Annotated in this window: 17 protein-coding genes and 1 tRNA gene; 5 read left to right on the forward strand and 13 right to left on the reverse strand. The window is 43.9% G+C overall.

What is annotated here, in order from left to right:
* Positions 1-42: 42 nt before the first annotated feature.
* On the reverse strand, positions 43-7,404 hold the full coding sequence (locus tag K0O23_RS03640; RefSeq protein ID WP_219876031.1) for a T9SS type A sorting domain-containing protein: 7,362 nt from the start codon (positions 7,402-7,404) through the stop codon (positions 43-45).
* 673 nt (positions 7,405-8,077) lie between these two features.
* Between K0O23_RS03640 and K0O23_RS03645 the strand changes: the two genes are divergently transcribed.
* Positions 8,078-10,096: a Na+/H+ antiporter NhaC family protein gene (locus K0O23_RS03645; RefSeq protein ID WP_219876032.1), complete on the forward strand. Its 2,019-nt coding sequence runs from the start codon at positions 8,078-8,080 to the stop codon at positions 10,094-10,096.
* 57 nt (positions 10,097-10,153) lie between these two features.
* On the opposite strand, the gene K0O23_RS20275 is transcribed toward K0O23_RS03645, so the two are convergent.
* Entirely contained in the window at positions 10,154-11,089 is a 936-nt protein-coding gene (locus K0O23_RS20275; protein ID WP_219876033.1) for a GNAT family N-acetyltransferase, read from the reverse strand.
* Between the two features lie 150 nt (positions 11,090-11,239).
* Positions 11,240-12,415 (reverse strand): sensor histidine kinase, encoded by a 1,176-nt coding sequence (locus K0O23_RS03655; protein WP_219876034.1) that lies wholly within the window; start codon positions 12,413-12,415, stop codon positions 11,240-11,242.
* A 113-nt stretch (positions 12,416-12,528) separates the two neighbouring features.
* On the opposite strand from K0O23_RS03655, the gene hemA reads away from it, so the two are divergent.
* Positions 12,529-13,803 (forward strand): glutamyl-tRNA reductase, encoded by a 1,275-nt coding sequence (gene hemA / locus K0O23_RS03660; RefSeq protein ID WP_219876035.1) that lies wholly within the window; start codon positions 12,529-12,531, stop codon positions 13,801-13,803.
* Between the two features lie 141 nt (positions 13,804-13,944).
* Here hemA and K0O23_RS03665 read toward each other — a convergent pair whose 3' ends face one another.
* The gene (locus K0O23_RS03665; protein ID WP_187068257.1) at positions 13,945-14,253 is read right to left on the reverse strand and encodes an ArsR/SmtB family transcription factor; all 309 of its coding nucleotides are present in this window, start codon (positions 14,251-14,253) and stop codon (positions 13,945-13,947) included.
* Between the two features lie 591 nt (positions 14,254-14,844).
* Here K0O23_RS03665 and K0O23_RS03670 point away from each other — a divergent pair.
* Positions 14,845-16,071, forward strand: a complete 1,227-nt coding sequence (locus tag K0O23_RS03670) for a Glu/Leu/Phe/Val dehydrogenase dimerization domain-containing protein (RefSeq protein WP_219876036.1) — start codon at positions 14,845-14,847, stop codon at positions 16,069-16,071.
* Positions 16,072-16,081: 10 nt separating this feature from the next.
* Positions 16,082-17,257, forward strand: coding sequence for a mechanosensitive ion channel family protein (locus K0O23_RS03675; protein ID WP_219876037.1), 1,176 nt, complete (start codon positions 16,082-16,084; stop codon positions 17,255-17,257).
* Between the two features lie 361 nt (positions 17,258-17,618).
* Here K0O23_RS03675 and K0O23_RS03680 read toward each other — a convergent pair whose 3' ends face one another.
* Positions 17,619-20,135, reverse strand: a complete 2,517-nt coding sequence (locus tag K0O23_RS03680; RefSeq protein ID WP_317195629.1) for an AsmA-like C-terminal region-containing protein — start codon at positions 20,133-20,135, stop codon at positions 17,619-17,621.
* Between the two features lie 187 nt (positions 20,136-20,322).
* Between K0O23_RS03680 and K0O23_RS03685 the strand changes: the two genes are divergently transcribed.
* Positions 20,323-20,397, forward strand: a tRNA-Val gene (locus tag K0O23_RS03685).
* Positions 20,398-20,578: 181 nt separating this feature from the next.
* Here K0O23_RS03685 and coaE read toward each other — a convergent pair.
* From coaE to K0O23_RS03725, 8 genes are all read right to left on the reverse strand, one after another.
* Entirely contained in the window at positions 20,579-21,181 is a 603-nt protein-coding gene (coaE, locus tag K0O23_RS03690) for a dephospho-CoA kinase (protein ID WP_219876038.1), read from the reverse strand.
* Positions 21,182-21,188: 7 nt separating this feature from the next.
* Entirely contained in the window at positions 21,189-22,085 is an 897-nt protein-coding gene (locus K0O23_RS03695; protein ID WP_219876039.1) for a YbbR-like domain-containing protein, read from the reverse strand.
* Between the two features lie 86 nt (positions 22,086-22,171).
* Positions 22,172-22,483: a preprotein translocase subunit YajC gene (yajC, locus tag K0O23_RS03700; protein WP_219876040.1), complete on the reverse strand. Its 312-nt coding sequence runs from the start codon at positions 22,481-22,483 to the stop codon at positions 22,172-22,174.
* Between the two features lie 31 nt (positions 22,484-22,514).
* Positions 22,515-23,057, reverse strand: coding sequence for a DUF1573 domain-containing protein (locus K0O23_RS03705; protein WP_219876041.1), 543 nt, complete (start codon positions 23,055-23,057; stop codon positions 22,515-22,517).
* Between the two features lie 17 nt (positions 23,058-23,074).
* Positions 23,075-24,073 (reverse strand): isocitrate/isopropylmalate dehydrogenase family protein, encoded by a 999-nt coding sequence (locus K0O23_RS03710; RefSeq protein WP_219876042.1) that lies wholly within the window; start codon positions 24,071-24,073, stop codon positions 23,075-23,077.
* A gap of 2 nt (positions 24,074-24,075) precedes the next feature.
* Positions 24,076-24,381: a YtxH domain-containing protein gene (locus K0O23_RS03715; protein WP_219876043.1), complete on the reverse strand. Its 306-nt coding sequence runs from the start codon at positions 24,379-24,381 to the stop codon at positions 24,076-24,078.
* 84 nt (positions 24,382-24,465) lie between these two features.
* Positions 24,466-25,638 (reverse strand): transcription antitermination factor NusB, encoded by a 1,173-nt coding sequence (gene nusB, locus K0O23_RS03720; RefSeq protein WP_219876044.1) that lies wholly within the window; start codon positions 25,636-25,638, stop codon positions 24,466-24,468.
* Positions 25,639-25,880: 242 nt separating this feature from the next.
* The gene (locus tag K0O23_RS03725; protein WP_219876045.1) at positions 25,881-26,978 is read right to left on the reverse strand and encodes a Glu/Leu/Phe/Val family dehydrogenase; all 1,098 of its coding nucleotides are present in this window, start codon (positions 26,976-26,978) and stop codon (positions 25,881-25,883) included.
* Between the last annotated feature and the right edge of the window lies 1 nt (position 26,979).

A 26,979-nucleotide genomic window follows, 5' to 3' on the forward strand; every position in this document is an offset into this window, starting at 1 on the left:
GCGCCTGTAAGCAGGTACCCTCTTTTTTAAAATGTAGAATATTTATTCCCTTATTACTTTTATACTTTGCTTTTTACCATCTAGTTCGATTATAAACAAGTACATGCCAGCGTTAAGGTTTTGCAGACTTGCGTTTAGCTTATGGTTGTTTACCCCGGATACGACTGGTATAGCATCTTCATGTACTACCCTTCCTGCTACCGTGTAAAGTATACCTTTTGCGGTTCCAGAATTCTCGGCATAAAAGCTTACCTCCATAGTAGCCTGGAATGGGTTAGGGTAAGCAATGGCATTTAAAGCACTTTCTCTTTCAAAGGTTAACGCACGCGGCCCGTAGTAAGTGTGTTTCCCATCCAGGTCCAGCTGCTTTAGGCGATAGTAGCGTGCCCCCTCCTTGCCTTTCTCTCTGTCTGTGTAAGCATAGAGCGAGCCGGCCCTCAGAGCCGGGGCGCCGCTACCCACGAAGCCAAGCGCTCTGTAGTTCACCCCGTCCAGCGACACCTCCACCTCAAAGCCCCTGCTGTTCTCCTCACGGGCCGTTTCCCAGGTTATCACGGCGTGCTGGCCTTGTTTCTCCGCGCGCAGGTACTTTAGCTCTACAGGCAACGGCGTGACAGAGCTGCCCAGCGTCATGCGGGTTAGGCTGTGCACAGTGTTTGCGCCCACCAGGCTCCTCTCCGGGCTCGACACCGAGGTCCCATGCATCCTCCAGCTTGTTCCGTCCGAAGAGGTGGCCAGCTGCAGGGCACTCACGTCTAGCCCGTTCGTCTCATGGGCAAAATAGCTGAAGGAGACCGTGGCATTCAGGTCAGTGTTGGTGCCGGAGGCAGCAAACGAGTAGTTGCGTAACACGCTCTCATTGCCTGCGGCTGTAATGGCCCGACCCGTTTCCCTAACCACCCCCACTGTGCCGGGCGCAACCATTGGCGTGATGGAGATGCCTAGGCCCCCAAAAGACTCCATCGCCGTTGTCATCTCGCGCTGCGTCTCCACAAAGCCTGTTACATAGCCAGCTGCGCTTTCTACGAGCGTGGCCGAGGTGCCAAGGATAAAACGATTACTCCCTGTGCTGATGGTGCCGTTGGTAAGCTTTAGCTCTTGTGCAACATTTGCATCGCCTGTTAAAGTCTTGGTACCACCTGCCGATACTAAGATGTTGTTGTAGTTTACTCCGGCCATTGTTTGCGCACCTGTGCCGTTAAAATCTAAAGTCGTTACATTAGAAGTTAAGTCTGCGGTTGCTGTTCCGGCTGTAGTAAAGTTTCCGGCAACGCCTGTAGTACCTGAAAAAGTTTTTGTACCTGCATTGCTCAAGGCAAGGCCATGGTAGTTTATAGGCAAAACGCTTTGGGTTATACCGTTGTAGTTGACTGTTGTACTGTTAGCTCTGGCATTAGCCGTTGCAGTTCCGGCTGTTGTTAAACTACCGGATACACCAACAGTACCTGTTGCAAATGTTTTTACATTATTTGTGCTTAATGTTAAATTTTGATAGTTAATAGCAGCAATTGTTTGGGCCCTGTCACCATTAAAGTTCACAGTTTCCGGAGTTATTACTGATTGCCCTACTCCACCAGCAACAACAAAATCACCTGCAATTAAGGCTGTCTCAGGATCAAAAGTAGCAGCACCGGAATTTTTTAATGTTAAGTTACCGTACTGCACACTTCTTATCTGCTGATCAGTTCCGTAGTATTCTACCGTACTAGTTGCTTCAAGACTTGTAACATCGGCATCTGGCAATGTATTTGTGCCTCCTACTTTTATGGTAGCGCCTGCCGCTGCTGCAACAGTTGATGTAACAACTGTAGTTGTACCATCTGCCACTATATCAGGGTAAGCTGTAACAGTGCTTGTTTCTAAATCAAGTAAACCTCGCTGAACTGTTACATTCAAAACTTTGCTCAGGTCTGTTTTAACATTTACTGGCAAGGTCTGTGCGTCTTTAGCTACTGTTAAATTGGATAGCTCAAGTGGCACTTCGGGTGTTGCAGCCATATTTGCTGGTGCTGAAATTACAGACGGCCCAGCGCCTATAAAAGTAATGTATGACTCACCTGCATTAAAGCTGTTGCCGTTGTGCGCGAGGTTGCCATAGACGTTGATGTTTTTATTTATCGTCAGCTTCGAATTAACAGCAGAAATTAAATTACCCAACATAGTTGTACCTGTACCACTAATCTCAGAGTCAGTTCCGTTGAAAGTAAAATTAGCGCCTATTCCAAAAGGTGTTGGTGTAGCCGCACCTGGAATTAAACTTACTACACTACCATTGTTAGTTAAATTTCCTTTAATAAAGAAGTTTGTACCTAGCGTCGAAGCTGTCTGAGGTATTGCATTCAAAAGACCCGCACTTTCTATAACTAAGTTACCATTGATGTTCCAGTCTGTAAAGCTTAGAACATAACCAGCATCTAAAGTTGTAGTTGTTAGTCCTTTTGTATTTGATATAACTAGGTTATTTAATACTGGTGGTATACTGCCTGCTAGCAATACTTGCCCTGACCCTCCAAATTTTAGAGTTCCTGTGCTTTCAAATTGTCCAAACACAAAAGGATGGGCAGGCGGCGCAGCAGCAAAAGGATATGGTGTGGTAAAATCTATTAAGCCAGCGCTTTTTATAGTACCATGATTCACCACAGCTGAATAAAATTTATGTGTATTTGAACCTCCATCAAAGGTTGCATTTGGCATTACTATAAATTTACCTGCAACACCCCAACCCACACTTGTTTTAACACCCTCACTCCCAGTGTTACTTATCGTTACGTCCGCAAACTCAGGAGATCGGGAAGAACTTAGAATTGGGGAAACCGTGCCAGCAAATTCAACTTTAGGCGCATTGTTATTATAAGGTATGATAGGTGCAAGTAATTGAATAGTTTGCTGACGATTTCCTAAGAATTTTGCTAGTCCATCGCTAAACAACATACCTGAATTTCTGAAGTCGCCTGCTACACTAACATTTATACCTGGAGCAACTAAATATCCATTTAGAGGAACTCCTGCATAGTTAAAATCTCTGTTAGCAGGATTGGGTTCGTTAGGCTTCAAAAACACGTTCCCATCTCCTGTTATGTCTATGTTACCATTGATAGTAAAATCACTACCTAACGCATACATAGCGCCCACACTAACGATCATGTTGTTAACGGAAAGGTTCGCGCCTGCAATTGTTTTAGTAACACCTCCAGTTGGCGCTAAAATAAGCGTACCGTTCGGTGGAGTTGGCGCAGCATAAGCTCCAGGCACAAAAGAGCCGAGGCTGGTAAAGTTTCCATTTATAGTTAGGGTTTGTGAATTTACATTAAATGTAGCACCCGAATTAACAAGTATGTCTCCTACTGCCTTTGCTGCTCCTGTTAATGTCTTGGCACTAGCCCCTCCGTTAGAGAAAGTTAGCTTGCCATATGTTACCGGTGCAACAAATTGAGCCACTGAGCCACTGTAGTGTACTGTACTAGATGCAGCAAGATTGCTTGTATTGAAATTAGCAGGGAAGTTAGAGGCCCCTCTTAGTTCTAGTATAGCATTGTCGGCTACTGTAAATGTACCGCCCACTGCACTTCTATTTACAGTATGTGCTTCTTCAATAACAAACGTTCCAGCCTGAACGGTTAAGCCTCCGTTTATAACAGTACTGCCGGCTGTAGTTAAAGCTGCTCCTTTATTTACAGTTAAATTATTGAAAGTTGTTGCGGCTACCGTAGTTGCTGCCCCCCCTATAAAAATAACTGTACTTGTGTTTGGAGTAAACACTCCTCCAGACCTTATCCAATTACCTGATATCTTTAGGTTAGAACTTCCGGCATCTATTGAACCAGCACTTTGATTAACATTTCCGGTTACTGTTAAATCTGCTGCCTGTAATACTAAAGCTCCGGCTCCGCTGTGCGTAAGGTTACCACTAAAAGAGAGTGCAGAAGGGGCTGTAAGCGTAGCAACACCAGTAGCTTTGCTTACAATTAAACTATGATAGTTTAAGGGTGCTATACATTGTGAACCTGCACCATTATATTCTACTGTACCTGTACCGGGCGCGAAAGCACCACCTGTATAGTTATAGTCACTGCCAATTTTCAAAATACCGTTGCCTAAAGTTATACTTCCGGCACTTTGGTTAACAGCACCTGCCACAGCAATTTCACCACCTGTAGTCTTTACAAGATTAATTGAATTGCTTCCTTCATTAAGGATCAGGTTGCCGCCAACCGATACATTGCTTACGTTTGTTGCGACAGTATGCTGCACATTTCCTGTACCTGTTGCAGCTAAGTTACCAACCATACTCAAAGAGCCTGAAGCAAGCGTCAGCGTAATACCTGATGCATCTTTGAATTGTAAACCTTTAATTGAAACTGCTGAGCTGATAGTTGGCTGATTGTTAGGAATGACACCGCCAAGCTCTGCAATATCTGAAGGTGTAGGAGGTATACTTTCTGTGCCTGGTTGTATAACTGATCCATCTGATTTAAGCACTCTCCAGTTAGACCCTGTTTCCCAAGCTATACTTGTACCACCAACCCACTGATGCACATTTGGTATCTCAGCAAGTGTCCAGTAACCACTGACGTCGTTTTGATTGTTAGCAAAGGCAAAATTATTTAGTTCGCTCCCTCCACTACGACCGATTGAAGTCCAAGGACCTGAACTGGCAGTAGCATTAAATAAGCCTAATCGCGATTCACTGTTACCGTTAAGCTCTGATTCCTCATACTGAAGTTGTAAAGTTGCGTTAGTGTAAGTTCCTCCTGCTGGTATAGTTATCTGATATAGCCTGTTTATTGCGGCACCACCCTGTATGTTGGTTGCAGCACCTATACCAGTTGTCATTGTAACCTCTGTTATGCCTGATACTGTACCTAAAGTAATTTTCGCCTCAGGCCCGTTAAAGACATAAGGTGTACCGGCCACATAACCCGCGCTAACAACTCTTGTCATAGTACCAACTACCCAACCTGTTCCGCTTCTATCAGATGTAACGGTAACTTTAGAGGAGCCAGTTCTCAAGGAGCCTGATGTTAAGGAAAGCGTACCTGTTGTCACTGCGTGCTCAAGCGAAATATAGTTAGAAACTACAGTTTTGTTAACTGTTAGTGTATTAAATGTAGTAGCTCCGGTTATAGTTGAGTTGGCCGCTCCTGCAAAAGTAACGTTGCTGGTTCCGGCAGTAAATGTACCGCTGTTTGTCCAGTTGCCATTTATTGTTGTTGCATGGCTACCCGCAGAAAAAGAGGCCCCTATATTAATCGTTAAATTACCATTTGCAGTAACGTTTCCTGCAGTAGACTTTGCACCTGCACCGCTTAATACTAGATTATGATATACCCCTGGTAGAATGGTCTGCGCAGCACCGCCGTTGTAAGTAATGGTGTTAGGTATATTCGCTGTTACATTTAGTGTACCTGTTACTCCTAAAGCTCCTGCTATACCCATATTTGCATTTGCCACCATACGCCGATCAGATCCAGTGACACTTACATTATGGAGATTGTGTGTACCTGCAAAAGTGGCTGTAGCCCCGCCAAAAGTTACAGTGCCGCCTGTCGCTGTTAAGCCATTCCCACTTAAATCTGAGTTGATGTTGAAGCTTGAGGATGTATTCGTTTGATTTACTGCATTAAAAATTCGAAGACCAAAGAATGTAGTAGTACCATTATTATTAATGCTTTTACTAGCACCACCCATTGTAACAGTACCCCCGGTGGCAACAAAGGATCTGCTACTATTAGTTGTAAAATCACCGTTTACAGTAAAAGATGTAGTGGTTGTTGTCGTACCATTTGCAATAAAGTTATTAAGCGTAATACCTGTACCACTTATTGATCCTGCACCTGCCATTGTGAGGCTACCAGTACTTTGAGTGAACGAACCAGCACCGGATGTACTTAAATTGCCGTTGATTGCAAGGGTTGGAGTAGCTAATGTATCTATTTTTACATCAGAACCAGTTATGGACAAATTATAAAACTCATTCTTCTGTGCCCCGGAGATACCAACAGTTCTATTTATCGTTTTGGATGTACCTGTCATTACGACTGTACTGGTATTGCCTGTAAAATCAGCATTGTTTCTCCAGTTACCTGCAACAGTATGTGTCAAATTAGAACCACCGTTAAAAGACGACGAACCAATCAGCCTAACATTTCCAATCACATTGATGTTTGCTAAGGCTGTAAAAGAAGCAAATCCGCTCCCTATAAAGTTACCGGCTACAGTCATCGCTGTACTTGGCATTGTTTTAGAACTTGCTGCCAAACTAGTAAGATGCAGATTACCATAGAGCTCATTAGACACTACTTGGTTGCTGCCGTAGTACTCTACTGTACTGGTGCTTCCTAAATTTCGTGTCTGATAACCTGTTGGGAAAGTGTTTGTACCGCCTATCCTAAGTGTGGCACCATTTGCCACAGTTAAAGTACCACCTGCTACAGATGTTCCACTACTAGTACGATTTAGCGTAAAAGTTTTCAAGTCCAGTATGCCGGCTTCTACAATTAACTGTGTCGCTGCATCAATGCTGGACACTGTTGTATTTCCTTCAAGTTCTTTAATACCACCACCACTTGTTTTAAGAATACCATATTCCCTGGCTAGTACTGTCTGAGTTCCTGATGTGGCGGCATAGTCAACTGTGCTAGTTGTGTACATTGTAGTAGGCTGCTTCCCATAATTACCAGCATAAGTTGTTGCCATTACCTTAATGGTACCACTAGGCTCAACTACAAAATCACCGGGATAATTTTTGGAATCTGGTAACCATATAACCTTGTACGCTGAAGGATTTAATGTCCCACTAACTTTTAAATCAGAGGTGCTTATTATATTCTTGTGTACACTTGAAGGCAACTCCAAAGGCCTTATGTTTAAATCACTAGCCAATGACACAGATCCAGCAATTAATAAATGGCTAATGGCTGATGCAGTACTTCCGCCAAATGTCACTCCTGACCCAGAAAGAGTTACTGATGGGAAATACCTTCCTCTGGCGCCATTATTTTTGTAGTTGGTACTTTCTACATAAATGCCATCATTTGTCCAGTTGCCGCCAATACTTAGGTTTGTACCATTATTTTCTAAGGTGGCGCCTGACTCGATATTCAATGCACCATTTATAATCACGTTCTGGTCATTACTAATAAAAAGGCTACCTATTTTGGTGCCTCCCACACTTGTGTTCTTTAGTGTGAGTGATTTAATTGTAACGGCTGTTGAGCCGTCAATTCTTGGTTGATTGGCACCAGTAAAGCCCGTACCGCCTATGATCACATCTGAAGTAGCACCTGGCACAGTTCCTGTGCTCCAGTTAGCACCTGCAAACCAATCAGAACTTGTGACCCCTGTCCAGTTTACTGCTTGTGCTATAACTTGTGTTGCTAACGTTAGTGAAAGCAGAACTAACATCAAAAAGCATAAACTGAATTTTCTGAGATAAGTAGAAACTCTCATAAGCAACAATCAGACTAAATTAAATAAACTTGATTTTTATTAATATTTTGCAAAACTCTTAAAGGCATTATAACCATCTAATCTTATTGTAATTGAATTATTTTAATGACACAAATTGCCCAATGTCCAATAAACAATATTTCATATTTGAATACTTACAACCAGTATTGTAATAAAGATTAGTTATGCTATCTCCCTAAAGTATGTTTAAAGCGTATATAGGAAGATTATCATTCTCTTATGAATTTACTTAAAGAAATGCTCTTCAGAAATTATTTGAGCTATATTACTTAGCAAAAAAAAAAAATAAAATTCGCCAATAGTACATTTTATAACTTCTGTCTACTGCAAAGTTAGATATACACAAAAAACATAACAAGTATATGTTTTTTGCTATATTATTTTCATATTAAATATTAAGTTTTATAATTAAAAATGGTTAATGTTTTAATATTGCATTATAACCCACTAATACACATTTGCATTTTAACAACTCAAAATGAGTTAGAGCTCTTCTATTAAATTCTTTTAACACCACTCACTCCTATAGTCTATCAGCACACTGTTTTTCTGAATGTCGAAAATTTTTAGTTACTTAAGGGGTTGTAACATCCGAATTCACTTGTAAATGAAGTTTACTAAAGCGCTTTTAAGTCTTTCATTTTTACTCCTGTTCTCCTATCAACTTAAAGCTCAGGAAGTCACAAATGGTAAAGAAGCCATTGAAGAACTGAAGCTGCAAGCAGTTAACGATACTGCTTTTACCCTGAATACAACCAATAGTGTCGGTAACCTGATAAAATATAGCGGCCCTTTATCGCTGAGAATTAATGGTAAACTACAGGAGATAAGTTTCACAGAAGGCGAAGCTAATTTTTCGCTTTCTGAGGAAGCAAAATTGGTGCAGGTAACTGCAAATCTGGGCACTCGCACCATCGCACGCCTTTACCGCACCGGAGATGACTCTACCCAAGGGATGGCGGAAATCCCAATGTGGCTGTCTATACTTCCACCGCTAATTGCCATTGTACTGGCACTTATTTTTAGAGAGGTTCTGTTAGCCCTTTTTGCAGGTATATGGATTGGCGGCTTTGTAGTATATGGTCTTTCACTAAAATCAATGTTTACCGGCCTGCTAGCTGTTGGCGACACATACCTGATGGAGGCGCTTACCGATAGTGATCACGTATCAGTGATTATATTCTCGATGCTGATTGGCGGAATGGTAGCTGTGATATCTAAAAACGGCGGAATGGCAGGGGTGGTAAATGTACTGTCGAGGTATGCGCAGTCGGCTAAAAGTTCGCAGCTGGTAACCTGGTTTCTGGGCATTGCCATTTTTTTCGACGATTACGCCAATACCCTTATTGTGGGTAACACCATGCGCCCCGTTACAGACAAGCACCGCATATCCCGCGAAAAACTGGCCTACCTGGTTGATAGCACTGCAGCGCCGGTAGCTGCTATAGCTTTTGTTACTACCTGGATAGGAGCTGAACTTGGTTATATAAAAGATGCTGCCACTTCGCTTGGAATACAAGAGGGAGCCTACTCGCTTTTCTTTCACTCGCTGGAGTATGCCTACTACCCGGTTCTTACTTTGGTATTTATACTGATGCTTATCCTGATGAACCGCGACTATGGCGGGATGCATCATGCCGAAGTAAGGGCACGTGAAACAGGCGCATTAACAGCAGCCAGCCTGGATCGCAAAGGCCAGGAAAAACAACAGCAGGAAATGAGTGAGTTCGAGCCAGTTGATACATCACGCACCCGTTCTATAAATGCGCTTGTTCCTGTACTGGTTGTAATTTTGGGAACACTGGCTGGTTTATTGTATACAGGTTACAACCCTGAAGTATGGGAAGACACCACCATCGGATTTATGCGAAAGCTTTCTATTACCATCGGTGACTCTAATTCCTATACAGCACTTATCTGGGCCTCGCTTAGCGGTGTTCTGGCAGCAGTTATACTTACGATCAGCCAGCGCATCATGAGCCTTTCTGAAACCATGGAGTCTTTATTGGTAGGTTTTAAAACTATGTTGCCTGCCATACTTATACTTGTGCTGGCGTGGTCGCTGGCGGCGGTTACAAAGCAGCTTTACACTGCCGAGTACCTTACCTCACTTTTCTCCGGCAATATTTCGCCATACTTTCTGCCTGAGATAACTTTCTTCCTGGCTGCTGTGATTGCTTTCTCTACGGGGTCTAGCTGGGGAACCATGGCTATACTTTACCCGCTTATGATGCCTGCGGCATGGTATGTAAGCCAGGCGCAGGGGCTTAGCGTGGAAGAGACTATGCCAATTATGTACAATGTGATATCAGTAGTGCTGGCAGGCGCTGTTTTCGGCGACCACTGCTCTCCGATTTCCGATACAACCATACTTAGTTCACTTGCCTCCGGCTGCAACCACATAGATCACGTAAAAACACAGCTGCCTTACGCTATTACTGTAGCATTAGTGGCAAACCTGGTATGTACCAACCTGTCTAGCTGGGGAGTACATTGGCTACTGGTATACATTATTGGCGCTGCTATACTTTGGGGACTGATACGACTTATAGGAAAGAAAAACATTACCGGAGCAGAAACTGAAACTGTGCAGCACAAACCGGCTCAGGCAAACTTGGAAGTGTAAGTACAAAATGTAAACACATAAGCAGAAGGCTCACCATTTAGGTTGGGCCTTTTGTCTTTACAATACTATGGTATAAAAGTCATGCATAACTGCCCGGCCTCCATAGCTTTCCTTGTTTGCAATTAGTGTGGTGTTAAAGCCAACAGGATGCCGCTCATCCATAGAGGCGCCTAAGTCAAAGTACATTTTAGATCCGTACACATGGTTAATCAGGTAATGCAGCAGAGCATCCAGGGCTCCGTTTGCACGGCCAAACTCTGAAGAGCCGATATATTGGCAATGCGCTACAGTGGCTGTCTCATAAATAATGATACCTGCACCAATCTCACCTTCTTTATCGGCAGTAAACAGCTTTATATTATCCGGAAAAAGCTTTGCCAACAATGTTATCTCCTCTAAAGTATGCACAGGGCTGGCGTTATACTTCTCTTTAAGCAGTTGCACCTCCATGCACATAAACGCTCTGAAGTCGTGAGAGGGTTTTAGGCTCCAGCCAAATGCTTCGGCTGCCTTCACCTCCCATCGGCGGGTTCTGCTGTACTTTACAGGGTTAGCCTGCTCTATAACAGATAAAACATCACGTCTGTAAAGTATGGCATTATACTTAAACAGGGAATACAGATCTTCCTGGGCTGGTACCTGATGGTAAATGTGCGGTATGGTTTTATACTTTATACTTTTAAACCCTTGCTGCTGGAAGTATAAAATCATCGCTTCAAACACTTGTAGCATTGTCTTCGATTTCATACTTGTATCCGTCAGTAGGCCTCCGTATGTCAGGCCGCCATGCGAGTTAATATCAGTGCCTTTCTCATTGGCCGGTAGCAGCGCAACCAGTTTGCCTTTGCGGTAAAATAGCAGTGAGTGGTCAACAAATCTATCTGCATGATACTCCATGTAATCGCGAAAGCACAGGAACGTAGCATTCTTGGAGCCTGCCACAAATGCATCCCATACTTTTTTATACTCCGAAGTATACTTTATAACTTCCACAGACCGGTGATTAAGGAAATCTTAATGATTTATGATGATTTCTGTCTAAGTACAGATGAATTGTGATTTATAGAATTCGCCTGCTTTAATAATCCTGTAAATTTTTTTATCAACTTGCCAATCCTGATTTACAATTTAGTAATTCAACCATTACCTGTTCAGCACAATCCGGAAAGTAGTGCCTTTGCCAACCTCCGACCATTTTACAAACAGCTTGCCTTGGTGATAATTATCTATAATGCGTTTTGCCAGCGCCAGCCCTAGGCCCCAACCGCGCCTTTTGGTAGTGTAGCCCGGCAGAAAAACTGATGCCATCTTGCTTTTTGGTATGCCTTTGCCGGTGTCGGTTATATCTACGGCTATACTACTTTTACCCAGCAGCACCATATTTATGGTTATACTTCCGCGGCCTTCCATGGCATCCACAGCATTTTTGCAGATATTTTCTATTACCCAATCAAACAGTGACACATTTACTTTTGCGGTTATATCCGGAGAGAAACCCGAGTTTATAGTAAACACCACTTTTCGGGAAATACGGTTTTGCAGGTAACTGATGGCATTCTGCGTTACCTGAAGTATATTCTCATCGCGAAGCAGCGGCACCGAACCGACATTAGAGAAACGCTCTGTAATGATCTCCAGTCGCCGTACGTCTTTGCCTAATTCCTCAACAATAGGCTCGTTCTCAAATTTTGGGCTGGCTTTTATGTACTCATACCAGGCCATCAGCGATGAGAGTGGCGTACCCAACTGGTGAGCCGTTTCTTTTGCCAGGCCAACCCATACCCTGTTCTGCTCTGCGCGGCGCGAGTAACTAAATGCAAAGTATGCCATCAGCGCAAAACAGGCTATTACGATCAGCTGCACATAAGGGTAGTAACGCAGCTGCGAGAGTAACGCAGAGTCTTTGTAAAACACATAGTTTTCGGACCCCTCGGCCCACGGCACCACAATTGGAGGATGTTGTTCGCGCATTTTTTCTATTTCGCGCTGCAGCAACTCCGCTTTTCGTTCCTCTGAAATGTTTTTGGGTAAATCTATGTTCTTAGAATCGAGAATGTTCTCGTATTCATCTGTTAAGATAACAGGCACAGTTGTGTTTGCTGACAGGATCTCTTCCTCGATAAAAACGATGTTGTCATCGCTGGGGGCATTGATCATGTACCGGAGGCCTTTGGCATAAAGCTGCACCAGCTCCTGCTCTCTTTCAGATAGTTTGCTCACCAGCACGTTTGTATACGTAATAGTGGCAGCACCAATAATAAGGGCTATGATAACAACAATAAGCTTAATCCTGTTCTTCTGAGAGTAAATGGGAATCATGCAGTGTACACGAAATTTATTTGAAATTAGTATAAATTAAACATTAAGGGCAAGTAAGTTTCATTTTAAAAATTTGAAACGTAAATTTGCACTTTAGTAGAACACACGTTATTATGCTTCAGAATTTTAAAGCGATCAGCCTGTCTTATAAGAAAGCACCGCTGGATATCAGGGAACTGATCGCCTTAGATGAGACCTCCTGCAGGCAATTTCTCCAGACGCTAAAAAGCTTTATTCAGGCTTCTGACGTGCTGGTTCTTTCTACCTGTAACCGCACCGAAGTATATTACAATGCCGATACCGACTATAGCACACAGATTGTAAAGCTGCTTGGCATTACCAAAGGCATTGATAATATCTCCAAATATCTTGATTATTTTACTGTACTAAATGAGCATAACGATGCGGTTCAGCATCTGTTTGATGTTTCGATGGGGCTTGAGTCGCAGGTAGTAGGCGATATGCAGATTTCAAATCAGGTAAAAGTGGCTTACCAGTGGTCTGCTGACAATGATACGGCCGGCCCGTTTCTGCACCGCCTGATGCACACCATCTTCTTTACTAACAAGCGTGTTGTGCAGGAAACCTCTTTCCGCGATGGCGCCGCCTCTACATCTTATGCAGCCATTGAGTTGATCGAGGAATTAACTACTGACATTACAGAGCCAAGTATACTTGTGGTGGGCCTGGGAGAGATTGGCGCAGATGTATGCCGAAACTTGAAAGATACGGGTTTCAAAAATATTAAGATCACGAACCGTACCCAGGCTAAAGCCGAGGCGCTGGCAGCAGAGTGTGACTTAGAAGTACTTCCGTTTGAGAATATGGTGCAGGGCCTGAAAGAGGCTGATGTTATTATCTCGTCGGTTGCCCGCGAAACACCTTTCTTTACAAAAGAAGTGGTTAAGCGACTGGATATACTAACTTACAAGTTCTTTATCGACCTTGCCGTGCCACGCAGCGTAGAAGCCGATCTGGAAAGTATACCGGGTGTACTGGTGTATAATATCGATACCATCCAAAACAAAGCTTCAGAAGCACTTCAGCGTCGCATCAATTCTGTCCCGAAGGTAAAGCAGATCATCACAGAGTCTATTGAGCAGTTCAACGATTGGTCTAAAGAGATGATTGTGTCTCCTACCATCAATCGCTTAAAGAATGCTCTGGAAACAATCCGCCAGGAAGAAATGGCGCGTTATCTGAAGAAGATGGGCCCTGAGGAAACCAAGCGTCTGGACAATATCACAAAATCAATCATGCAGAAGATCATAAAGCTTCCTGTGTTACAGCTAAAAGCAGCCTGCAAGAGAGGCGAAGCCGAAACACTGATTGATGTACTGAATGACCTGTTTGATCTTGAAAAGCAGTCTGAAGAGGTAAAGCACTAAAATTAAGTAAACAGTATACTTTTCTTAGTGAATAAAAAAGCCTAAGGTCCCCGTAAGCTTCTGTTTAGAAGAATTTACAAAGACCTTAGGCTTTTCTACAATTATAAATTGCGCTACATGCCACCCTCAGTGGCTCATTTATTAAATGTCTATACAACATTCTTCGAGACAATCTATAACATCAATTAGCTTAGGGATGGCAAGTGAGTAGTAAATCTTGGTTCCTACTTTAAATGAGGACAAAACTCCCTTGTCCTTCAGTGTGATAAGGTGCTGAGAAGCAATAGCCTGTGGTAAATCCAGGTGCTTATATATCTCTGTTACAGTCATTTTGTCTTCTTTTCCCAACAAATCGACTATAGCCAGCCTTTTAGGGTGCGCCAACACCTTTAGCATAGCAGCTGCCTTATCTATTTTTTTTGATTCGACTCTTGATAACAAACTTTTCATAATTAAATATTATACCTAACAGTTTCTACATACATTTTCGATCTTATTCATAATAAGATATATACGGCGTTTAAAGTATTTTGCTGAGTAGCATCAGCGCAATTTTATAATTTTGTGCACGTACACTTATCATGTTGCGAGTAAAGTCTGCAACTCTACAAAAGCCACAAACATTGCACATTCTATATTTACGTAAAAAATAAAAAATTGGATATATGATATACTAAATACTAATACATTAACATATTCATATACTTTTGTTGACTCTCTCCGGGATACTACAACTCCAACATCTCACTACTTATTGTACTTCAGCATGTTTTGATTTTAGATTTATCAACAAGCTGAAAAGGCTGGTAGCTAAACAACACGCAATCCCAACAATTTTGTTACCGCTTAAATACAATTTTTATAATATAACAGTTAAGTTTATACTTTGTTAATACCAGCCTATCTACATAACAGCTGCGGCCACATCCAAAGTAGCCATGCCTGACTTTCTTCCATTTAACTATTGCAAGTTCCCTTTGCGTGCATCCTCTACGCTATTTTTGTACCTTTGCCAAACTGTAAAATCAACCCTTATAGGTAATGAAAGAACTCCTGGAAAAATTTGAAAATAAAAGACCAGAAATTGTGTTTGAGTGGAAAGATGCTGAAACGGAGGCTGAAGGTTGGGTAGTGATCAGCTCGCTGCGCGGTGGCGCTGCTGGCGGCGGCACACGCATGCGAAAAGGCCTTGATAAGCGTGAAGTAGAGTCGCTTGCTAAAACCATGGAGGTAAAATTTACAGTATCAGGCCCTGCCATTGGCGGCGCAAAGTCAGGCATTAACTTTGACCCTGCCGACCCACGCAAGCGCGGCGTACTAGAGCGCTGGTATAAAGCCGTTATTCCGTTGCTTAAGAACTACTACGGCACAGGCGGAGACCTGAACGTGGACGAGATTCACGAGGTAATTCCCATTACGGAAGACTATGGCCTGTGGCACCCGCAAGAAGGCATTGTTAACGGCCATTTTAACGCTACTGAGCCCCAAAAGATAAACAAGATAGGGCAATTGCGCCAGGGTGTTGTAAAGGTGATAGAAGACCCGCATTACTCTCCATCCACTGCCCGAAAGTACACAGTAGCAGACATGATCACTGGCTTTGGCGTAGCAGAGGCTGTGCGCCATTACTATGACATTTGGGGTGGCCAGTTTGAAGGCAAGCGCGCCATCATACAGGGATGGGGAAACGTAGGCGCAGCAGCAGCTTATTACCTTGCATCCAAAGGTGCCAGAGTAGTTGGAATCATAGACAGAGCCGGCGGCCTGATAAACGAGAATGGCTTCTCCTTTAACGAGATAACAGACCTTTTCCTTAGCCGCCAGGGCAATGCCCTTAACCCCGAAGGCCTTTTGTCCTTTGAGGAGGTAAACAGCCGCATCTGGTCTGTTCCTGCCGAGATATTTATACCTGCAGCAGCATCAAGGCTTGTATCGCGCGATCAGGTAGAGCAAATGATTGCCAGTGGTATGGAGGTTATTTCCAGCGGCGCTAACGTACCTTTTCAGGATCCGGAGATCTTCTTTGGCCCTACCGGCGAGTTTGCAGACCGCAACCTGTCCGTTATCCCGGATTTTATTGCTAACTGCGGCATGGCACGCGTATTTGCTTACTTAATGGAGAGCGAAGTTGAAATCACCGACGAGGCGATCTTCACAGATATATCCAACACTATTCGCACGGCGCTTGAGAAAACCCACGCCAAGCACAGCCAAAAAACTGAAATCGCCAAAACCAGCTTCGAAATTGCACTGAGCCAATTGCTGTAAAGTATAAATTATGACAAACTGGAAAGAGATCTTACAATACGAATTCCTGGGCAATACTGTATCGGAGTACCTGCTGGCGCTAGGCATCCTGCTGTTTGGCTTTATTTTTAAGACTGTGCTCTCCCGGTTGCTATCGGGCATTATGTACAGGCTGGTAAAGCGCTTCTCCAACGAAGACTACCTGCCTGAGTTCAGGCGCCTGCTGCTACAGCCTTTAGAGGTGCTCCTGTTCCTAGTGTTTTTATACTTTGCGTTCCAGGTATTGGACTACCCACTGGAGTCTAGCCAGCTGCGTAAAAGCGATCCATTCCTGAAAACATTCCTATTCCGGACCTACCAGGTATTTGTGATCGTGGCATTGGCGTGGGTGGTAATGCGCTTTGTAGACTTCGTTGGCCTTATCTTTAAGTATCGCTCTGAGAAAACGGCCTCTAAGCTGGATGACCAACTAGTGCCTTTCTTCAAGGATTTCGCCAAAGTGATGGTGGTTATCTTTGCGTTTCTGGTTATGCTGGGATCCGTGTTCGAGGTAAACGTGGCTGGCTTGGTGGCTGGTTTAGGTGTAGGTGGTCTGGCTTTGGCATTTGCCGCTAAAGAAAGTCTCGAAAACCTGCTGGCATCTTTTACTATATTCTTAGACCACCCTTTTGTTGTCGGCGATCTGGTAGAGGTTGGCGGCATTACAGGCACTATTGAAAAAATTGGTTTCAGGAGCACACGTATCCGTACGCTGGAAAAAACCTTTGTTACGGTGCCCAACAAGTTTATGATCGATAAGCCGCTGAACAACCTTACGCTGCGCACTTTTAGGAGGGTAAATTTTGATGTTACCCTAACCTACGACACTACATCTGAACAGTTGCGCGCTATTACAACGGAGTTACAGCAGTACATAGACAAGCACCCTAACACCAACCAAGACGGTGTGGTCCGCTTTCAGGCACTTGCCGATAGCTCTAAAAATATATTGGTGCTATACTTTGTTGAGTCGATGGACTGGACAGAGTATGTAACGATCAAAGAAGAGGTGGCCTATAAGATTGTGGAGATAGTGGAGAAACATGGCGCTGAATTCGCCTATCCAACTCAAACGCTATACTTACAACGTCAGGCAGCAGAAACCGGGCCTAGAGTACCTTCTCAGCCTGATATGCCCTACATTGGATCCGATTCTGATCTGAAATAGCTATAAACAAAAAAGCAGGAGAAGCTCCTGCTTTTTTTTCACCCTTATTTCTTTAGTTACAAGTAGTCGCTTCCTTTTCCGTTAAAGCACTAATTGTAATCTTTTAATTATCATTAACCTTAAATCCCAAAAACCGCTTATTAATTTTTTGTAGTTTTGGTTTGTTTAACGGGCCAGCACAGCTATAGTTACTATGTTTTTATAACTTTTCCGCTTTAGCACCATGTTTTACTAGTGAACGCACTTTAAAAACATGTTAACGAAAAATATAACTTTTGGTATATTAGCAAAAATGACGCCGGATAATTAGGCAGAGATTTAATGCTGTTGATTTATAACAACAGGCGTAGCTATACTTTGTTTAATTAAAGTCGAAGTATTCCCCTTCCTGCAGCTCAACTTTCTTTTCTTTGTCCTTTGGTTTTTTGCCGCGCAGCAAATCTTTCAGCTCTTGCCCTTCCTGCTTTAGGTCCGTTTTGATCTTTTGCCGAACGCGCTCATCATCATAAGCTATTTTAAAGTCGCTCTCGCGGCCCTTTAAGGTCAGAAAAAGGCTGCTGTTGCCTGCCCCGGGGTCTGAGGCCACAACACCAAAAGCGGCATCCTTGTCGGGGCGCTGGTTACTGAACAGGGGCAGTTTTATCCTGTAATCCATGTGCTGGTCAAACGTATGCTGCCCGGATATCGAAACTGTCGGCACCGCTGAGAGGCTGGAGCGGATATCCATCTCCGGAATATAAATGGTGCGCTGCTGTATCCAAAAGCTGTTATGAAGCTCTGCAAATCGCATGTTAGCCAGCTCAGCGCGTTTTACGAAGGCAGACATCTTTTGCATCGGCGCAAAGTTTATGAGCTGCCCATTACGAACAGTCGCTACAATCTCGGCCTGCAACAAGTCTGTTTTAGCGTTTAATTGGCTATCAAAGTATAAATCAGAAACAATATCGGCTGTAAGCTGCCCCCGCAAGTGGCTGTCCATGATAAAGTTCTGCTGGAAGTTCTCAAACACATAAAAAAGGCTATCCACACTCATGTTCTTAAGCTTAGTGGCTGTGCTAACCTTTATATGTTCTTTGTTACGGGCATCCAGGCTGCCGCGCACGGCAAACTTGCCGCCTATTGAATTAAAAGAAATGTTAGGCGATGATACGACTTGATTACGCAGCTTTACCTCACCTTGTATGTTCTTGCCATTAAACCTGCGAAACTTCACCCTGTTAATAGATGCGCTTAGATCAAAGGCGATGTTCGGAGAAAGTATAAATTTATAGTCGCCTTTATCTCCTTTTCTAGAAGCTTGTGGTGTATTTAGCTGTTCGCTCAGGAGCTGATCGCAGTTGATGTAGTTGCTATTGAAATCGGCCTCTACCAGTAAGCGTTGCCTATCGAGCAATAGCCAGGCCATCACATTCTTAAACATCCCGTTAATCACGAAATCAGAATCGCCTAATCTGCCTTTAAAGTCAGAAACAGCCACATCGTTCCGCTTAAATATAAAGTTTCCGCTCAGTCCTTTCAGCGGAAGTGGCAACTCCTGCAAAACCAATGATACATTACGCAGTGTAATATCTCCGGAAGTGTTCAGGGTGCTGTTACCCGGGCGCGCCTTAAACTCGTTCAGGTTACCGTTAAAAGCGATGCGAACATCGGCTAAGCCACTGCCGCTTCGCACCTGTTCCAGCTTCGCCAGCCCCAGCACGTAGCCGACATCCAGTTTGCCCTTAATATCAAATGCTACAGACGGATTGTTAAAGTTGCTGTACCTGAAATTGCCGTTGAAGCGGTGCCCATTTAAAACACCGCTCAAATCTTTTAGCTCGAGCACCGAGGTGGTAGCGTTCTGTTTATTTCCGTTTGTAAAACTACCTGTCAGATTTATCTTATCTATGCGTTGTTTAGCATCAGGATGGTAAAATGAGGCATTTCTGGCCCCAAAATTAAACGCCATCGTTGGGTTCTCCTTAGCAGAAACGTTACCTTTTACAGTGCCGTTAAAATACACTTCACCTTCGCTTCTGTACTGGTTCAGTTCCTGGCTTATACTTTGCGGCAACAACGACAGTAGCGACTGCACATCTGTATTCTTCCCATCCAGCTTAAGATCCAGATTTGTAGGTCCTGTATAGTTGATATCACCACTTACTGCGTAGGCCGCACTTCCGATCTTTACAGTAGAAGGTTGCAGCTTGATTGTTTTAGTAAGGCGATCAATAACTAAGGCAGAAACCAAATCGACTGTCTTGCCTTTAAAGTATTCGCCGGTGCCTACTTTTATAGTATGGATTGTAGCCCTACCGTTAGTTTCTACTGCTATTGTTTCATTGGTTATTCCCATGGCAGCCACAAGTTTGTGGGCGCTTAACTCGTAGGTTTGCTTTAGTTGCTGGTCAATGTAGTGCACCTCCACATCCTGCAGGTTTATCTGCTTAAGGTTAAAGGCAAAATCTTTGTCTCCTTCGGTGGTAGAGTCTGTTTTGATGACCATGTAATTTACACTGCCATCAGGCAATACTTTTACATAGATAGCGCCCTGCTCCATGTACAACTGCTGTATGCTATACTTCCCGTGCAGCACATCCCAGATACTAAAGGTAAAGTATAGTTTCTCTGCCCGCGCCAGCGATTCCTGGCTACCTTCTACACCTTCGTGCACGTTAACGTTATCCAGCGATACGGCTACTTCCGGAAACTTCTCGAACAGTGACAGTGAGATTTGACCTACCTCTACTTTTGTGTTGATATATTTATTGGCCTCTGACACAAATAACCCGATAATTTTATCTTGGTAAGTATATAGTAACCCAAATGCAATACCCGCCGCTGCCATGATTGCTGCAGAAGTATAAAATAGCATTTTTTTAACAACTTGTTTCTTCACCAGTTAAAAGCTCAGATTTTTAGCGCCTTACAAAACTTAAAGGTACGCCACTTATAATATGCGTACAATAGACAGTAAGGGCTGAAAAAAAATTTTAACAATTTTTTTTCAAATGTTTTGCAGTATCAAAAATAACCCCCATATTTGCATCATCAAACAGGGACAAAAGGTCTCGAAAAGAAAAAACGGGGTGTTAGCTCAGCTGGTTCAGAGCACCTGCCTTACAAGCAGGGGGTCACTGGTTCGAATCCAGTACGCCCCACAAAAGGACAACTTAAAAGTTGTCCTTTTTTTATGTCCATACTTTTCTGTTCCTGCTTTTGCAATGTTGCAATTGCTATTTAAACCAGCAACTTATACTTTACAAACGCCAGGGCACAACCAAAAGTATACCTTGCTAATTTTAGATTAGCAGGATATTGGTTCTTTAAAGGGTTGTGGAATTAATATGTGTGAGCCAGACCAAGGAACCGCTCATGCAGCGCCAGCACCTGCGGTATAACCATTTGCTGGTCATCGTTTTTGATAACGAAATCTGCCCGGGCCATTTTCTCTTCTTCTGTAAGCTGCCTGTCTATAATGGCTTTCAGGTCTGCTTCTGTACGGTGGGTGTCACGCATCAGCAGTCGCTTAATCCTTACCTCCAAAGGAGCATACACAGCAATCATTTTATCAACCTGCTTCCAAGCCTCAGACTCGTACATGAGGGCAGCCTCTTTTACAATGTATGGCTTATCGGCATGCAAGTTTATCCAGTTGGCAAAATCGTTGCGTACATGCGGGTGTACAAGGCTATTTAATCGTTTTAGTTGCTCAGGGCTATTGAATACAACAGAAGCCAGGTAGCCACGGTCAAGTTGGCCTTGTTCGGTAAAAACCTGTGCCCCATAGGCAGTGATTAACTCGGTTTTCAGCGCTTCATTGTTATGCATTACCCACTTAGCACGACTATCCGAATCATAAACGGGTATGCCTAGCACTTTAAACATGCGAGCCACAACTGTTTTACCTACACCAATGCCGCCAGTTACGCCTACTTTTAACATGCTTATGTTATTGTAGAGAGACTTTTACACGCTCAGGCCACAGCGTTACGTTGCGCACACCCATTGGTTTTTGCACCAGCTCAGGTATAAGCGTAGAGTCGCGGCGCGAGTAACGCCTGTAATCCAATATGGCTTTAAAATTATCCCTGTTAAGATAGACGGCAGAATCTTCCAACAGTTGGTAGCGCACCAGTACGTAAGGTGGGCGCAGGGCAATCTCCCTGCCTGCCGGTGCATTAACAATCTCTGGTATGATCTGGCGTTCTTCCTGCACTAAGCCTCTTACGTTTATTGTTACCTCTGCAGTGTTTGCACTTGCTTTTATCAGCGCCTTGTTATTATAAGTAACAGGCACTTTCACTTTAGTGGCCTCTGTTAACTGTTGGCCTTCTGGCAAGCGCACCAGCAAAGGGTTAGGTAAGCTCCCTACCATAGAGGCCGGCCCGGTAAATGTAACAGAATCAGGATTTAAAACAACCGGCCCAACCACAGCATAACGGTCGCCGGTTATCTTTTGTGAGGGGTCTAGTTTGAGGGCAACTGTACGCGATACTCTAGCATTAAAGTTAAAGTATAAAGTATCGGTTACCACAAAGTTTAGCTCTAACCCGTCAAGGGCATTAACGAGGGCAGGGCGCAGGGCCGAGCCAAGCAAATAATTGTTACGGGGAAGATTTCGGATATAAATCTCAGCAGGTTGTATTTCCACGCGCAGCGATTTGCGCAACAGCTTCCAGCCTTTGCCTGTAACATTGATGGTTACTTCTTCGGGCAGGGCTTTTATAGGAACGAGATCACGTTCGTTGTAAACAAACTTTATGGGGTAAGTTGTTTGGGTAGAATAGCTTTTGTTAAGTGCGTTAAGCAGCCAAAAGGTAGAAGCCGCCACAAAACAAAGCAACACTACTCTCCAGTATTGCTTTGTTTGTGGCCTAAATGGCTTCGCAAACCATAGAACTATATTTTGGACTTTCTCAAACGGCAACGCTTCTAAACTTTTTGAGCTTTGGCAGTAGCCTCCATCGAAATTGCAGTTTTGTCGAATGTAAGCCTAACGCCTTTATCAACCTCAACTACCACTATGTCGTCTTCCAGGCCAACTAATTTGCCATGCAGGCCACCAATGGTGATAACCGTCATGCCTTTAGTCAGTTCTTCACGAAATTTTTTCTGGTCACGCATTTTCTTTTGCTGTGGCCTGATCATGAAGAAATAGAAAACAAGGATGATCGCGCCGAACATCAGCAGTTGTGGCAGCATGCCTCCATCTGGAGATCCGGCTTGTAGGAATATAGTTTGCATGTTTATGTATTCTCTCTTTTAAGCTAAGGGCTTAGTTTCTTTTTACAGGACCATCGGCACCCGCAGTAGGTATGTTGTTGGCCTCTACTGTTCCTTTTAAAGTTACTTGCGTAATGTTAGGCACTGTGTTCGCACGCACCGTAATCACCGGCGACTGCATACCTACTTTGCCTGTGCTGTTAAAGTTTACCTGAATCTCGCCTGTCTCTCCCGGAGCAATTGGCTTATCCGGAGACTTAGGTACAGTACAGCCGCATGTTGCAGTCGCACTTTCGATTATAAGGGGAGACTTACCTGTGTTTGTAAACTTAAAAGTATGCTCTATTACTTCGCCCTGCTTCACAGTACCGAAATCGTAAGAAGTTTCAGCGAAAGTGATAGCAGCTGCGTTTTCAGATGCCTCTGCACCCTCCGCGCCTGCTACGTTAGGGTTCTCTACAACTGGTGCAGTTGTGGTAGCCTCCGTTGCTGTTGCCTCTGTTTCGGTAACGTTATCGCTTCCGGCGTTATTGTCGCAGCTTGTGGCAAATATAGCCACAGCAAAGCTTGCTGCTAAAATCAAATTCTTTTTCATATTAAATGGGTTTTGGGTTAAAGCTTTGAAATGATGTTTTGCGCAAACTCCATTGTGCTGGCCTTACCGCCAAGGTCTCCTGTGCACTCTGCAGGGTTTGCAAGTGTTGCTTCCAGGGCAGCCTCTATACGATTTCCCTCCTCTTTCAGGTCCAGGTGATGCAGCATCATGATAGCAGAGCGCAATAAGGCAGTAGGGTTTGCAATTCCTTTGCCGGCAATGTCCGGAGCAGAGCCGTGCACTGCCTCAAAAATAGCCATCTCGTCGCCGATGTTAGCACCTGCCACTACACCCAGGCCACCTACAAGGCCGGCACAAAGGTCAGACAGGATATCGCCAAACAGGTTAGTTGTTACAATCACATCAAACTGCTCTGGCTTAGCTACCAGCTGCATACACATGTTGTCAATGATCTTGTCATCAGCCTGAATGTGCGGGTAGTCCTTTGCAATAGTATTAAACTCGTCCAGGAACAGTGCTCCGGCGCTTTTCAGAATGTTAGCCTTATGCACGGCAGTTACTTTTTTGCACTGGTGCTTGTTGGCGTACTCAAAGGCTGCACGGATGATTTTGCGGCAACCAACACGCGTTAAACGGGCCACAGAATCTGATATCTGCAGGCGCTCATCAAACATCTCCAGGCCAGAGTACAAACCTTCGGTGTTCTCGCGGAACAGCACAGAGTTTACATTGTCAAAGCGGGTCTGGATACCTTTAGTTGTTTTGGCCGGCCTTACGTTTGAGTATAGGTCAAACATCTGGCGCAGCTGCACATTTATACTTTTAAAGCCTTTGCCCACTGGTGTGGTGATAGGGCCTTTTAAAGCAACACGGTTCTTGTTAAGAGAATCTATCAGTGTAGCTGGTATCAGCTCACCCATAGAATCAAAAGTAGTCTGCCCGGCGTTTTCTTCTTCCCATTGTACGGGAACGTTGGCAGCTTCAAAAATAGCTTTTACTGCTTCTGTTATTTCAGGTCCTATCCCGTCTCCAGGAATAAGGGTTACTTGTCTCATGCTTATAGTTCTTTCCTGCTATTGATTTCGTTTATTAATGAATCTACATCGCCGAGCAGTTTCTCGGCTTTGTTCTTCGCGTCTTGTATCACACGCTGCCCTTCCGACTTTGCGGTAGATGGCAGGCTATCTTCTTTTGCGATAAGCTGATCCAGTAAATCAGACAGGGTATCACGGTATCTCTCTAAACGATAGCTTAACCAGCTACGTGTTTCTCTACCTTTTTCGGGTGCAAACAGGATGCCGGCAGCGGCTCCAACGGCAGCGCCAGACACAAAGGCCAGTAAGTTGCTTGTCTTCTTACTCATAGTTCTTATATTGTTATATAAACAGGTACAAATTTTCTCCTTTTACGGGGTTTTTAATTTGCCAGCCACCTCAAATCCTTCGATTTACTTATTATCGATCAAGCCGCGGCCTGATTTGCGGATTTCGCCTTTGGTAGCAAGCTCCTGCGCCATTTTATCCAATACGCCGTTTACAAACTGCTTGCTTTTTGGAGTACTGTAAAGCTTCGAAATCTCGATGTACTCGTTGATGGTAACCTTTACAGGAATGCTTCGGAAGATGTGCATTTCGCAAAGCGCCATCTTAAGTATGATCTTATCGAGCAGAGCCACGCGTTCCACATCCCAGTTTTTAACGCTGGCCGCAATCATCTCCTCATACTTCTCATCCTCCTGTATCGTCTGGAAGTATAGTTCCTCAAAAAAGGCTTTATCGTCTTCCCAGTTGGCAGACAAATCTAACAGGCCCAGTTCTTCTTCGCTTTCCTCGCTAAAGATCTTAACCGTCTTGTTTACCAGGCTCTTTACAATGGCTTTGTTTTCTACCCAGTTTAGATCCTGCTCTTCAAACAAAGATTGTAAGTTTTTTTCTTTAAAGATAATGTTTTTGAAAATATGTTTCACTATGTCTCCGTCCTCTTCCAGAGTAGGAGCAGGCAGTTCAAGGTACGCTAAAAAGGCTTCATCCTGCTTTAACACGTTCTTATAAACCGAGCGTATTTCGCTGATGTCGGAGCCCCAGCTAATGTTGCGACGGATAATAGCCTGTCTGTACGACTCGTTTTGCAACAGGCGCTGCACCACGCGGTTATTCAGGAAACGTTTTGTATCAGGACCTGTGGCTGCCGTAAAGCGGTTTGCCTTCTTCTCTTCTTCCTCTTCTATCAGGCTGTTGATGATCTCCAGTATCTGAAGCGTGCCGATGTAATGGTCGTAAATACGCTCTACTGCACTCAGCATCTGATTGCCATAGTACTTGTAGTCTTTGTTCTTGAGGTTGTTGTAGTAAGCAATGGCTCTGTTTACCGCACTTGTTATCTCCTGGTCCGACTCTTCGGTTTCGAACTGGCGTGTTTCGTACCATTCCTTGAACAGGAGCTGCGCGATCTGCTTTTTGCCTTCTAACAGTTTTTTATCCTGCACTTCCATTGAGTTCAGGTCTGGGGCAAATTCCTCGCTTATCTGGTCCAGCGCCAGCAGATAATCTGAACCTTCGGCCTGCTGATAGGCATAAATGGCTTGCATCGCCTTGATTCGTAGTGTTCTGCGGTTGAGCATATTCTTATTTTAAAGAGCGTATTTTGATGATGTATTTCAAACTGGCGGCACCTACCGGCACCTTATACTTTATACTTTGTGGCCCTGCTTTTGCCACACTTTATACTTCAGGTATACTATAGGCTAAAATGCAAAGCTGCCTGCTTATAGTTCCTTTTAAACTATATCCGTGTAAAACAAAAGTGCCACAGGTTAATGCAGCACTTTTGTTTTTAACAGTATCATTCCTATACTTTCGTTACTTAGAAAGTAGAACGTATTTTACCAATGCTCTGAATACGCTTTTCAGCCATCTTCATAGCAGCAGCCTGGTTATGGATGCCTTCTTTCTCAGCAAGTTCAAAGATATCCAACGTATAACCGTAGATACGCTCAGTTTGTGCATAAGCGCTCTCGCGGTTGTAACCGATAAGCTCAGAGTAAACGTTGATCAAGCCTCCAGCATTAATCAGGAAGTCTGGCGCGTAAACAATGCCTTTATCAACTAAAGCAGGCCCGTGCACTTTCTCGTTGCGTAGCTGGTTGTTCGCGCAGCCTGCAATTACCTGGCACTTCAGTCTGTCTAATGTATTATCGTTGATGGTGCCACCAAGCGCACACGGAGAGTAGATATCCACATCAAGATCATAAATCTCATCCATGCTTACTACCTTGGCGCCGTACTTGTTAGATACTTCCTGCAGACGGTCTTCGTAGATGTCTGTGATAAAGATCTGGGCGTTTTCTTTAGCTAAAAGCTCTACCAGGTAACCACCTACGTGGCCAACACCCTGTACAGATATCTTCTTGCCTTCCAGTGAGTCAGAACCGAATGCTTTTTTAGCAGCAGCTTTCATACCCATATAAGTACCGTAAGCAGTTACCGGAGAAGGGTCTCCGCTACCGCCCATAGACTCAGGCAGGCCAGACACGTGCTCCGTTTCCATACGGATATACTCCATGTCTTTTGTAGTCATGCCTACGTCTTCAGCTGTGATATAAGCTCCGTTCAGGTTTTTTACGAAACGGCCGAATCTGCGAAGCAAAGCTTCACTCTTATCTTTTTTAGCGTCGCCAATGATCACGGCTTTACCGCCACCAAGGTTTAGGCCAGAGATAGCAGCCTTATAGGTCATACCTCTAGAAAGACGCAATACATCGTCAAGCGCCTCTGCCTCAGAAGCATAAGACCACATACGCGTACCACCCAAAGCAGGGCCAAGTACAGTATTGTGGATGCCGATGATGGCTTTCAAGCCTGTTTCCTGGTCATGACAGAAAACAACTTTCTCATGATTGTATTCTGAAATCTGACCAAAGACTGACTTGTCTTTCAGTTCTACTTCTTTTAATTCGACCATT

Source organism: Pontibacter aydingkolensis (assembly GCF_019443125.1).
Lineage (GTDB): Bacteria > Bacteroidota > Bacteroidia > Cytophagales > Hymenobacteraceae > Pontibacter > Pontibacter aydingkolensis.

Excerpts from the sequence above, each read along its gene's own strand:
- K0O23_RS03640 (WP_219876031.1), bottom strand. The coding sequence starts at position 7,404 with ATGTTAGTTCTGCTTTCACTAACGTTAGCAACACAAGTTATAGCACAA.
- K0O23_RS03645 (WP_219876032.1), top strand. The coding sequence starts at position 8,078 with ATGAAGTTTACTAAAGCGCTTTTAAGTCTTTCATTTTTACTCCTGTTC.
- K0O23_RS03655 (WP_219876034.1), bottom strand. The coding sequence starts at position 12,415 with ATGATTCCCATTTACTCTCAGAAGAACAGGATTAAGCTTATTGTTGTT.
- hemA (WP_219876035.1), top strand. The coding sequence starts at position 12,529 with ATGCTTCAGAATTTTAAAGCGATCAGCCTGTCTTATAAGAAAGCACCG.
- K0O23_RS03665 (WP_187068257.1), bottom strand. The coding sequence starts at position 14,253 with ATGAAAAGTTTGTTATCAAGAGTCGAATCAAAAAAAATAGATAAGGCA.
- K0O23_RS03670 (WP_219876036.1), top strand. The coding sequence starts at position 14,845 with ATGAAAGAACTCCTGGAAAAATTTGAAAATAAAAGACCAGAAATTGTG.
- K0O23_RS03675 (WP_219876037.1), top strand. The coding sequence starts at position 16,082 with ATGACAAACTGGAAAGAGATCTTACAATACGAATTCCTGGGCAATACT.
- coaE (WP_219876038.1), bottom strand. The coding sequence starts at position 21,181 with ATGTTAAAAGTAGGCGTAACTGGCGGCATTGGTGTAGGTAAAACAGTT.
- yajC (WP_219876040.1), bottom strand. The coding sequence starts at position 22,483 with ATGCAAACTATATTCCTACAAGCCGGATCTCCAGATGGAGGCATGCTG.
- K0O23_RS03705 (WP_219876041.1), bottom strand. The coding sequence starts at position 23,057 with ATGAAAAAGAATTTGATTTTAGCAGCAAGCTTTGCTGTGGCTATATTT.
- K0O23_RS03710 (WP_219876042.1), bottom strand. The coding sequence starts at position 24,073 with ATGAGACAAGTAACCCTTATTCCTGGAGACGGGATAGGACCTGAAATA.
- K0O23_RS03715 (WP_219876043.1), bottom strand. The coding sequence starts at position 24,381 with ATGAGTAAGAAGACAAGCAACTTACTGGCCTTTGTGTCTGGCGCTGCC.
- nusB (WP_219876044.1), bottom strand. The coding sequence starts at position 25,638 with ATGCTCAACCGCAGAACACTACGAATCAAGGCGATGCAAGCCATTTAT.
- K0O23_RS03725 (WP_219876045.1), bottom strand. The coding sequence starts at position 26,978 with ATGGTCGAATTAAAAGAAGTAGAACTGAAAGACAAGTCAGTCTTTGGT.